General features: G+C 43.6%; 7 protein-coding genes. 3 read left to right on the forward strand and 4 right to left on the reverse strand.

Annotated features, from left to right (window positions below; genetic code table 11):
• Positions 1–37 precede the first annotated feature (37 nt).
• Positions 38–1,189 (reverse strand): tRNA guanosine(34) transglycosylase Tgt, encoded by a 1,152-nt coding sequence (gene tgt, locus JMY05_RS01820; protein ID WP_201614020.1) that lies wholly within the window; start codon positions 1,187–1,189, stop codon positions 38–40.
• Between the two features lie 235 nt (positions 1,190–1,424).
• Here tgt and JMY05_RS01825 point away from each other — a divergent pair, with 235 nt between their 5' ends.
• Positions 1,425–2,075: an SOUL family heme-binding protein gene (locus tag JMY05_RS01825; RefSeq protein ID WP_045444997.1), complete on the forward strand. Its 651-nt coding sequence runs from the start codon at positions 1,425–1,427 to the stop codon at positions 2,073–2,075.
• A gap of 163 nt (positions 2,076–2,238) precedes the next feature.
• Here the strand turns inward: JMY05_RS01825 and asd are convergent, their stop codons facing one another.
• Positions 2,239–3,372, reverse strand: a complete 1,134-nt coding sequence (asd, locus tag JMY05_RS01830) for an aspartate-semialdehyde dehydrogenase (protein ID WP_109590430.1) — start codon at positions 3,370–3,372, stop codon at positions 2,239–2,241.
• Between the two features lie 383 nt (positions 3,373–3,755).
• Here asd and JMY05_RS01835 point away from each other — a divergent pair, with 383 nt between their 5' ends.
• Positions 3,756–4,880: an endonuclease/exonuclease/phosphatase family protein gene (locus tag JMY05_RS01835; protein WP_201603344.1), complete on the forward strand. Its 1,125-nt coding sequence runs from the start codon at positions 3,756–3,758 to the stop codon at positions 4,878–4,880.
• A gap of 495 nt (positions 4,881–5,375) precedes the next feature.
• Here the strand turns inward: JMY05_RS01835 and JMY05_RS01840 are convergent, their stop codons facing one another.
• Both JMY05_RS01840 and lptD read right to left on the reverse strand, forming a co-directional pair.
• Entirely contained in the window at positions 5,376–6,779 is a 1,404-nt protein-coding gene (locus JMY05_RS01840) for a peptidylprolyl isomerase (protein ID WP_201614021.1), read from the reverse strand.
• Positions 6,780–6,929: 150 nt separating this feature from the next.
• Positions 6,930–10,076, reverse strand: coding sequence for an LPS assembly protein LptD (gene lptD, locus JMY05_RS01845; protein WP_201614022.1), 3,147 nt, complete (start codon positions 10,074–10,076; stop codon positions 6,930–6,932).
• A 417-nt stretch (positions 10,077–10,493) separates the two neighbouring features.
• Here lptD and JMY05_RS01850 point away from each other — a divergent pair, with 417 nt between their 5' ends.
• A complete protein-coding gene (locus JMY05_RS01850; protein ID WP_227678074.1) occupies positions 10,494–11,576 on the forward strand; it encodes an aminoglycoside phosphotransferase family protein in 1,083 nt (360 codons plus the stop codon).
• Positions 11,577–11,584: the final 8 nt, after the last annotated feature.

Genomic DNA, 11,584 nt, shown 5'->3' on the forward strand with positions numbered 1-11,584 from the left:
AGCCCTTTTTATAGCTATGACAATGGCAAAAGTATGATTAGCGTAGATTTAACTCAGGTACTGTTTGTCCACGTTTGTTATAAAATTCGCTGACAAACTCATCAAATTTGTCTTGTTCAATGGCATCACGAATACCTTGCATCAAACGCTGATAATAGCGCAAGTTATGGATAGTCGCTAATTGAGCGCCCAGCATCTCTTTACACTTATTAAGATGGTAGAGATAAGCACGGCTAAAATTTTGGCAAGTATAGCAGTCGCACTCAGGATCTAATGGACCTTCGTCATTGCGATATTGGCTGTTACGGATACGTACCACACCAGCATTGTCTGCATCGCCTGTGACGAAGTAGTGACCGTTACGCGCGTTACGCGTCGGCATCACACAGTCGAACATATCGACACCGCGGCGTACACCTTCAACTAAATCCTCAGGCTTACCAACGCCCATTAGATAGCGTGGCTTATCTGCTGGCATATCATCAGGGAGGTAGTCTAGGACATCTATCATTTCATCTTTTGGTTCACCAACCGACAGACCACCGATGGCATAACCATCAAAGCCGATATCGAGCAGGCCTTCAAGTGATTGCTGACGCAAATCAGGATACATACTGCCTTGAATAATGCCAAATAATGCGTTGGTGCTGCCCAGTCTGTTGTGCTCATCAACACAGCGCTGTCCCCAACGTAATGACAGCTCTAATGATTTTTTGGCTTCGTCATGAGTCGCAGGATAGGGCGTACACTCATCAAATTGCATGACGATGTCTGAGTTCAAGCTGTACTGAATCTGCATCGATTTTTCTGGAGACAGAAAAACTTTCGCACCATCGATAGGAGATTTAAAGTCGACCCCTTCTTCGGTGATTTTACGCATGGCACCCAGACTGAATACTTGAAAGCCACCTGAATCGGTCAGGATAGGCTTATCCCAATGCATGAACTTATGCAAACCGCCAAACTTATCGATCACCTCGGTACTTGGACGTAACCATAGATGAAAGGTATTGCCTAAAATGATATCAGCACCAATGGCTTCAATATCACGTGGCAGCATGCCCTTGACTGTACCATAAGTGCCAACAGGCATAAACGCTGGCGTTTGTACGTCGCCATGATTGAGATGAACCGTACCACGGCGCGCACGCGTGTCACCGCTGGCCGTTTTATGTAAAACAAATTGCATATGATAACCGCTATGTAAGCTATGAAAATGGCGATAATTATAGCATTGTTAGCGGTTTTTTGGACATGGATGTTTATGAGGTATTGATATATCTGACAAATGGGTCTTTTGGTTAATAGTATTTTTTCATAACCAAAAGACACAGACAGTACTTACGAGTAATTGATAAAGTAGAAATCATAATGGCGAGACAGTAACCATTGCTAAGCGATGTTTCAACTGCTGGAGACATACTATGAAAAAGGCAACCTACTTATTATTAAGTGGTTCATTATTAACCTCAGGAGCAGCTATGGCGACCGAAGAGCCGAATTATACAGTGTTGTCGCAAATGGATGACTTTGAGCTGCGTCGTTACGATAAGCAGCTAGTGGCGCAAACGTTGGTAAGTGGTGACCAAGACTCCGCCAGTCGCGAAGGGTTTAAGATGTTAGCCGACTATATATTTGGCAATAATACAGCGCCAACGGGCGGCAGTAGTAAAATAAGCATGACAGCACCTGTGACAATGCAGCCTGAAAATAAAAAAAGTGTTGATGAGTCACAAAAAATCGCGATGACAGCTCCAGTAAGTATGCAGCAAGACGATGGGAAGTGGCGTGTACAATTTACTATGCCCAGTAAATACACGATGCAAACACTGCCCAAACCCAATAATCCAAACATTACAATCACAGAATTACCTGCACAAACGTACGGTGTGATTAAGTTCTCAGGGTTAGCAGGCAGTAAAAAAGTAGCGACTAAAACGGAAGAGCTACAATCTTGGATGCAAACCCAAAATTTGACTATAACGGGCGAGCCTGAACTGGCACGTTATAATCCGCCTTGGACGCTGCCTTTTTTGCGCCGTAATGAAGTGATGATTGCTTACAAGCCAAAGTAATACTAGGCTCAAAGTATAAGATGAGCGTTGTCACATTTGCTGAGCTTATTATAAGTAGTGTTTGCATCTGTTTGCCGTGCTATTCAAATTTTTGGAAGTGGTACGCCCATAAAAAAAGACAGCATTTGCTGTCTTTTTTGTACTGACTTTTAAGAAAATAAACTTAGTCTTTTTGCTCACGGATGATATTAAGCATACGACGTAGCGGCTCGGCTGCGCCCCATAATAGTTGATCACCAACGGTAAATGCGCCTAGATACTCAGGGCCCATATTAAGCTTACGTAAGCGACCTAATGCAACTGTCAATGTACCAGTCACGGCTACTGGCGTTAAACGGTTCATAGTCGCTTCTTTGTCGTCTTCGACCAAGTCCAACCACTCATTGCCGCTGTTTTTAAGTGCTGCTTCGATTTCTTCTAGCGGAATGTCTTTTTTGAGCTTGATGGTAAGGCCTTGCGCATGACAGCGCATCGCGCCAACGCGCACACACATGCCGTCGATAGCAATCTTATCGGCTTCTGCATTACCAAGGATTTTATTGGTCTCGACGCCACCTTTCCATTCTTCCTTGGATTGCTTGTTTTCTAACTGAACATCGATATAAGGAATCAAGCTACCTGCTAGTGGCACACCAAAGTATTGCTTAGGAAAATCATCTGAGCGCTGAGTCTGAGCGATTTTTTTATCAATCTCAAGGATGGCGCTGGCAGGATCAGCCAATTCGTCTTTGACCGCATCGTGTAGCACGCCCATGCCAGCGATTAATTCGCGCATGTTGTTAGCACCAGAACCACTAGCAGCCTGATAAGTCATGGCGCTGACCCATTCTACCCAGCCTTTATTAAACAGCTCACCAATCGCCATGAGCATCAATGACACGGTACAGTTACCACCGATAAAGTCTTTTTTGCCATTGGCTAGGGCGCTGTCAATAACGGCGCGATTGACTGGATCGAGAATGATGATGCTGTCATCTTCCATTCGCAAGGTGCTTGCCGCATCAATCCAGTAGCCATTCCAGCCACTATCACGTAGCGGTTGATGGACTTGCGAGGTATAGTCGCCGCCTTGGCAGGTAATGATGACATCACAAGCTGCTAGCGCGTCAATATCATGAGCATCTTTTAATTGGCCGGTATGAATACCATCAAGGCTTGGGGCATCACCACCTGCATTGCTGGTTGAGAAAAACACGGGTGTAATACCGTCAAAATCTTTTTCCTCAGTCATACGTTGTATTAATACTGAACCGACCATGCCGCGCCAGCCTACCAAGCCTACTGTTAAATTACTCATGAAACTCAATCCTTTTTACCGTAAATTGTTGCATTGCCAGCCGATAACAATGCCGTGAATAGCCATAAAAAGCAAGGCGTTTTGGCCATTTTTAGGGGTTTTTCATACACTATTAATGATGTTCAGTATAACTTTAAGTTATTAACCTAATGACGATAGCGGCGATGCCTCACTCGCCACAAGTAGATAGCCCTAAAAATAAAATTCGTCCGTAGTACCCGTTATGGTGGGCGAATTAAAAGTGTAATGTTTTATAGCGGTTAACGAATAATCCGTGCTCATCAGTAGGCGATAACCTCCTGAAATGCTAAAGTAAACAGCTAACGTCAGTTCAGTTAAAACCATGGCGATATTCATCATTTAATAGACGGCTAATACATACTATGGATCTCTCACTATTATATTACAGCATACAGTGGCTAGCAGGGTTCATCGCATTTGTGACGATTTGGGGCTGGATACCACTGGATAATTGGTGGGTGCGCGGTGTTGAATTTCCGCGTATTCAGATCATGGTGTTGGGTGTCATCGCTTGGATTGGTATGCTGATTTTTTGGTCAGAGTGGCAGCTGGGACAGTGGCTGTTATTTACCGTCTTAAGCATTACATTAGCCTTTCAGCTTAGGATGGTATTGCCTTATACCAAGCTATGGAAAAAAGAAGTTCAAAAGGCAAAAGACAAGCCAGAAGGGCAGGCGCATCAACTAAAAATAATGGTATCAAACGTACTAACGCCCAATGATGACACCCAAAAATTGGTGGATTTGGTGAAGCAAAGACAGCCTGATATTTTAATTACGCTAGAGAGTGATGAAAAATGGGAAAAAGCGCTGCATCAAATCGAGGCTGATTATCCTTACACCGTAAAAGTGCCACTAGACAATCTGTATGGGATGCATCTTTATTCTAAGCTTGAGTTGATTGATCCTGAAGTTAAGTACTTGATGATTGATGACATACCTTCTATTCATGCCCAACTGCGCCTGCAAAGTGGTCGCGTGATTTGGTTGTATTGCTTGCATCCCATGCCGCCAAGCCCGACGGAAGCGGATAAATCTACCACCCGCGATGCTGAGCTATTGATGGTTGGCAAACACATCAAAGAAAACAAGCAAACGGCGATATTGGCAGGCGACCTCAATGATGTAGCATGGTCAAAGACCACGCGACGTTTTCAACGTATCTCAGGATTGTTGGATCCGCGTATTGGTCGACATTTTATCAATACGTTTCATGTCAGCTATCCATTTTTACGTTGGGCGCTGGATCACATCTTCCATAGTGCTTGTTTTACGGTGGTGGATATTCGGCGTATGCCGTCGATAGGCTCCGATCACTTCCCTGTTATGACGACTTTACAATACGAACCAGAAGAGGAGAGCAATCAAGCGCAAAATGCCCCTACTGCAGAAGCGGAAGATATCAAAGAGACCGATCATAAAATAGTAGAAGGTAAAAAAGAAGGTGAAAAAGTCTCAAAGGAACATGCAGAAGAGCAGAGAAGTTAGGGTTGATAGCCTGCCAATACTATAGCCATCGTATGATGCAATGTTAAAAGAGGCTGTAAGCATATGCTTACGTTAAATAAGGTCTTTAGCCTCTAGTCGCATCAAACTGATTACCCTACAATACCTGCATCAACACAAGGATACGCATGGATGCAGTGTTGAGACAGTATCAATAAAAGCACAGGTCAGCCCGCTGTCTTATAGGATACTGTTTATGACTTAGGATGAGTCAGCATGGAAGAAATAATAACAACAATATGAAGCGCCATAGCCCCGAACCAATCGCCCTAGGTTCGGGGCTTTTCTTTGTGTGTGTAATGCTTATAATAATTTTATTCGATATTCTTGTGTTTGGACATGCTGTAATATATTTGAGATTACCTTCTGATTATTTTTAGCGCATAAATAAACGTTAATAAAAAAAGGGTACATGCATTAGCATATACCCTTTTTGACAAAGCATTATTAGATTTGACTTATCGATGCCTATATCAGTTAGCCAAGTACTTGGATGTAAGCACCTGCACGTAGCTCTTGTAGCCAGTCTTCTTTGGCTTGCGGTGCTAAGCGCTGATAAAGCGCTTGACGTGCCATGTTGCGACGATATTGATCGCTAATATCTTGTTGGCGTTTGCCTTCTATTTTCAATATATGCCAGCCAAACTGGGTTTTGAAAGGAGCAGAGTAGTCACCAACCGCCGTGTTTTTCATCATGGCTTCGAATGGACCAATCATATCTTCTTCACTTACCCAATCAAGATCGCCACCGCGGCCAGCGGAACCGGGATCATCTGAATAGGTCGATGCTAAACCAGCAAAATCAGCGCCGCTGCGTAACTGTTCATACAAATCATTAATTTTTTGCTCAGCAAGCGCGTCTGTCTGTAGCTCATCAACTTTTACCAATATGTGACGAGTACGCCACTGCGGTATCAGCATAGTGTCGCTGGCTTTTTTGTCAGCAAGTTTAATGATATCGATGCCTTCAGGCGTTATTAGTGGTGCGCTGACCGCGCCAACCTCAAGTTTGGTAATCTCACTTGATAGCTCTGTAGGTAGAGACGCGGCTTTATGAAAGCCCATATCGCCACCTTGTAACGGAATAGGATAGCTGCCTTGACTAGCAGCGACCGCTTCAGCGACATCAACGTTTGGCGCAAGCAGGCGAGTCCGCAGAGCTTCTGCTACCTTTAACGCCTCATTGCGTTGGGCTTCTGAGAGTCGGCTGTAGTCATCCATGTAGGGCACTCGTACATGAATCGTTTGATACTCACTCTGGTTTAAGCGCTTGGCTTCAGGCGAGGCCAAAAATGCATCAATATCTTGTTCGCTGATGCGCACGCGGTTACCGATTTGGCGCTGTTGCAAGGCTTGAATGGCTGCATCTTCGATTAATTGCGCACGTAGCGCCGCATAGCTACCAGGTTTTGCTGCGTCCAAACGCTGTTGCAAAGCTGAGATGCTCGTCAGCCCTTCTGCTTGAGCGATTTGACCGAGGCGTTGATTGATAGCCGCTTCATCAGGGTTTAAACCGACGCGCTTGACCATGGATAGTTGTAACTCACGCAATATGAGCGCATTTAACACCTCAGACTGTAGTTGTGCTGAGTTTGCTATTGGTTCACCAGCCGCTTGTGCACGTGCTTGTGCTTGGGTAATAGCATCGATCAAATCGCTTTTTAAGATAGCATTTTCATTGACTAAAGCAATAATACCGTCGGTGCTATTGGCTGGCGTCAAACGATTGACGTTATCCTGCGCGGTCACGGCATTTGCTTGAGGCGCTTGTGCTTTTGCAGGTTTAATGGTGGCAGCTTGGGCGCTCAATGTAAGCGCAAGGCTGGCACTCATAGATAGCAATACAGCACGGCTGATTTGACGTAAAGAAAAAAATCTCATGATGCTCCTCATCAATGTCATCGCATCGGATGGTAGTTGGTCAACGCTGTTTAATACTTTTAACAGTCAAATATTAGACAGGGTTGACCATAATAGGGTTACAAACAGGGTTATGAAATATATAGTAAAAATATTTATACAAGCACGGTCTTAATCTTTCCAAGCAGTCTGGACAGGTTCAAAGCCCAAAATTTTATCAGAGAGTAAGCGAGTCAGGCGGCTGCTACCACTACCCAAACCATTCAATCTAATCTCTGCCATAATGGCTTGCGTTGGTTTGTCTTTGACATTTAAGTCATTATAGTAACGACGACCATAAACTGCAAAACCAAAGCAGCAATCTTCGTAATCAACGCCGACTAACGAATCAAGAACTTTATCACGATTGTAATCGTATTGACCTTGAGCCAAGATTCGCCAGCTGTTATTGATTGGAAAGACAGCCGATGCGGTAAAAGCAGAGAGCGGCAGCTGATCGGTGTTTTCATCACGTTGACGTTTGACAAATCCAACATTAAACAAGCTGTTGTCAGACGGCTGATAACGCAGCTCAGTCGTAATATAATTTAAATCATAATCATTGGTCAGTGCACCACTAACATCAACCCAAAAGTTGTTGTAAGGCTGCGTGCTGGTATCCCAAACCATCCCTGAAGATGAAGAGGTGAAGACAGGTTGCTGATCATCAAGCGTAACACGTCCATTATCGATATAAAACTGCTCTGCAATGCTACCATCAAAACGTGTCACACCCGTTGCGTCGATGTAACGATAATTGATACCAGGAGTAATTGAATGCAAATCTTGCAAGCGATCATGCCCTAAGAACCAACTGTCAGAGAACAGCTGTTCATAGTTAATAGAGGCAATACGAGTATTAAAGTTCGGAATATCGTTTTGGTCTTCATATGGCGAGTAGGTGTATTTCAATCGCGGGCTAAGCAAGCGATAGCCACCCATGGTATCGTCGAATGCGCCAAAAGGCGAGCCTGCTTGATAGAAATTTAGACCTGCATCGATACTGGCTTGCGGTACAAATACCGACTGGCTACCATCTTTATCACTCAACTGATTGTCGGCTAAGCTATCCTCATCATAAGAGGTATAGAGATGTTGCAAGCTCAGTTTGGGCTTGATATAACCCCAAGATTTTTCCATTGGATAAACGGCGCTGAGTTTATTATAAATTCGCCCGCCACTTTTTTCATTCTCAGAGCCATCGTCGATGGATTTTTTGAAATAAGCGGAATCATGTACACCAGTGATATCGAAGCTCTTCGCCCAAGGCAGTCGATAATCGAGCTTGAGCTGCGGCAATCTTGAATAAGGCTTATCTTTATCTTCTAAGGGTTTGCCATTACTGGTAAAAGCGTCTAGAGTTTGAAAGGTTTCTACCTTCAATTCACCATCAACATAGTCATTATAATAATTGACACGTGCACGGCGTGGTAAGTTTATGGTGCTGTCTGATAGACCCAGCGTGTCAAAATCATTGAGGTAGTCTGAATCTGACACATAGCTGTATTTTGCATCACCGCTTAAGCGTGGAATGCTCTTAGATGACCAATAATGATCATAAAAAAAGCTAGAGCGGTCTTCGTCATTGTACTCTTTGTCATTAGGTAAATATGAACCATTAAAAATACCTTCGCCATAACTTTCGGTCAGATAGCGAAACTCGCCTGACACCATAGGATTACGATCGGTATAAATATGGGTATTGAGCGTGGCATCATAATTGGGTGCCAAATTGAAATAGTAGGGTATATCAACCTCAAGACCGCTTTCACTACTGATACTGGCATTCGGCAATAAAAAACCACTGGTGCGACGATTATCAATCGGAAAGTTGAAATAAGGCAAATAGAACACAGGTACGTCAGCGATACGGAAAGTAGTGTTATAGGCTTCGCCGCGACCTGTATCGGTATCTAAATCAATGCTTTTGGCATCAAACTGCCATTTACGATTGGTTGGTGGACAGGTACTAAACATGACATCATCTAGCTCATATTGACTGTCATTTGGTCTGTTCAAGCGCTTGGCATAACCATGAGCTTGCAGTTCTACACTAGCAAAAGCCACATCATTGGCTGTCGACTGTCCAGTTTCAGTATTATAATTTAAGCTATCGGCGACCCCAATAAGCCCGCCTTTTGATGCTTTTTCAGTGAAATTGGCTTGGGGGTTATTCGATGAGCGGTTTGGCGCATTGCTATCTAGTGCGTTGTTGCGTGATACTTGCTGACCTGTCGCTTGGTCAGTAAACATGACTTTGCCTTGAGCAGCGGCTACGCCATTGCTCAAATCTAACAAGACTTTTTCTGCTTCTATCTGCTGGGTACCCTGATTGATGATGACATTGCCCGACAGCTCTGCATAGTCGACATTGTCGTAATAACCATAATCTGATTCTGAAAACAGCGGCGCTTGATTATTCGGGAGACCATTTAAGTTTGGCGCAGGCTGTCCATTGGTTGCTCCCGCCTCATTGACCGCGCGTTGATAGTTGGGGTTGCTCTTTGGATAGACCCATTGACCTTCGCAGCGTTGGGCGCTATCTACGGCATCCGGTAATAACTGTAAGTTTTTACCCACTTTTGGAATGGTTTGCGGGGTAGGTGTTAGCTCGTTTTGAATGATATCTTGGTTAGCATTATCACTATTGTTTAACGTTGAGGCATCTGTATCAGGTGTCAGCTCATAAAATTCTGCTAAACGCAGCAGACTATCTTGAATACTTTCATCACTCACATCAACTTTACCAGTCTTCTGTGCGGCTTTAGGTGCAGTGGTTTCAGTAAGCTGAGCAGTGCTATTGTTTTGAGTGGTCGCAATCGTATCTGCTGGTACAAAACCTTTATTATCACTCTCATTAATGGCGGTAATTTCTAGAGGGCGGTTGTCTAAGGGACTTTCATTAATAGCATTCTCATTAGAGATGCTGTCGTTGAAGGTGTTTTCACTAAAGGCGCTTTCATTAAAAGTATTGTCAAAACTACTGTCTGAAGTATTGTTATCAGTAGCAGCCTTTTGAGACGTATTACGCTGAAAGTCAGTTTTTTGATTATTGCTATTTTGATAGCGGATATCATTATAGTCGCTGTCTTTTTGGACGCTACTGCGATTGGCATCAGGTGTAACATCAGAGATATAGCGGGTGCTACTGTCAGTGATTAGCGACTCCGTTTGCTGTGTGTCAGCATTGCTGGGCGCAGCACTAACGGTTAGGCTGGACAAGCCTAAGGCACCAAATAAGATCAAACGGATGCTTTGGTAAAGCGGAGAATATAACAAGGGCACACCTATGATTGCAGAGCCTATTGAATTGCGATACTGAATTTAGTAACCATATTATTAATCATGTATGGCGGTTAATAAACGACTAAAAAATCACTGATTGATAATGCTATCTTAAGAATTTGGCTGTTTTACATATAATGACGACTAATCATAGTCAAAAAAAACCAAATCAGCTACACTATTTACCAAAATTTATAATATAGCCAAGCTGTTTTTTGAATGGTTGCTGAGGTTATGCTCAGCGCTAGATGTCGAATGATATTCCAATACGCCTGCTATCGCAGTTTTTTTGGCTCAAGACGTTGCTATTTTAACAAGGTTTTGCCTGACTTATCACTATTTTAATTGTTTATGACTTATATTTAACCTGCGATGCCCATTATGACTGATAAAATACTTTTAGAGCCTAATATGATCGATAACAAACTCAATAGCCGTCTACAACAATTAGAGAGCTGGTTGCAGCAAGTATTTGCTGGTCAAACGTTCCAACTCGATAGTCTACCCGGTGACGCAAGCGCTCGCCAATACCATAGAATCCAGCTGTCAGACAGTAATGGCACGACAGTTGCACATTATATTGTTATGGATTCAGCGGACGAACAAGACGCCATGCGCCAGTTTATCAATGTGACTAAGCTGATGGCACCAGCGATCAATGTGCCGACACTCATTGCGCAAGACGTGACGAAAGGATTTTTGGTGTTACAGGATTTTGGTGCGATAGAGTTCGCCCATCTGCTCGTTGATGCGACGCCTGCGCAGATAGATGAGCATTATCAGTTGGCAATGCAGACGTTGGTCGCGCTACAGACTGTGCCAGTTGAAACAGCAAAGTCGCAACATCAATTGCCAGATTATGATACCGCGTTATTAGATCGTGAGATGGATTTATTTAGCGATTGGTTTATACCTTATATCGGTGTCGAGTTTGATAAAGCATTATGGAATACTTTAAAAGAAGCCTTAATAAAAGAGATTCTGCAGCAACCACAAGTCATCGTCCATCGTGACTATCACAGTCGCAATTTGATGCAGGACCAAGCGGATCGCTCGCGCTTAGGCGTGATTGACTTTCAAGACGCCGTCATCGGCTCTTATACTTATGATTTGGTGTCATTGCTGCGAGATGCTTATGTAGAATGGCCAGAGAGCCAAGTCTCTGCATGGATTAATGATTTTTGGCAGTTGCAAAAGCAGGCAGGCTTGACTACGGCAGATAAAATAGAGCAGCTCGAAAACGATATGAATGTCATGGGCGTGCAGCGACATTTAAAAGTGTTGGGGATTTTTATTCGCTTGTCTGAGCGAGATGGCAAAGACCGCTATTTGGCGGATATTCCTAAGGTGATGCGTGATTTAATGTTCGAGTTAGAATGGTTAGAGGCGCACGGTAGACCGCATATGCAACAAGCAGTAGCGCCGTTTAATGAGAGTCTTAGGGATAATATACTGCCAGCTTATCAAAATAAGTTCGTACAGCAATATATTTAGAACGAAAC

Source organism: Psychrobacter sp. JCM 18902 (assembly GCF_904846615.1).
GTDB lineage: Bacteria > Pseudomonadota > Gammaproteobacteria > Pseudomonadales > Moraxellaceae > Psychrobacter.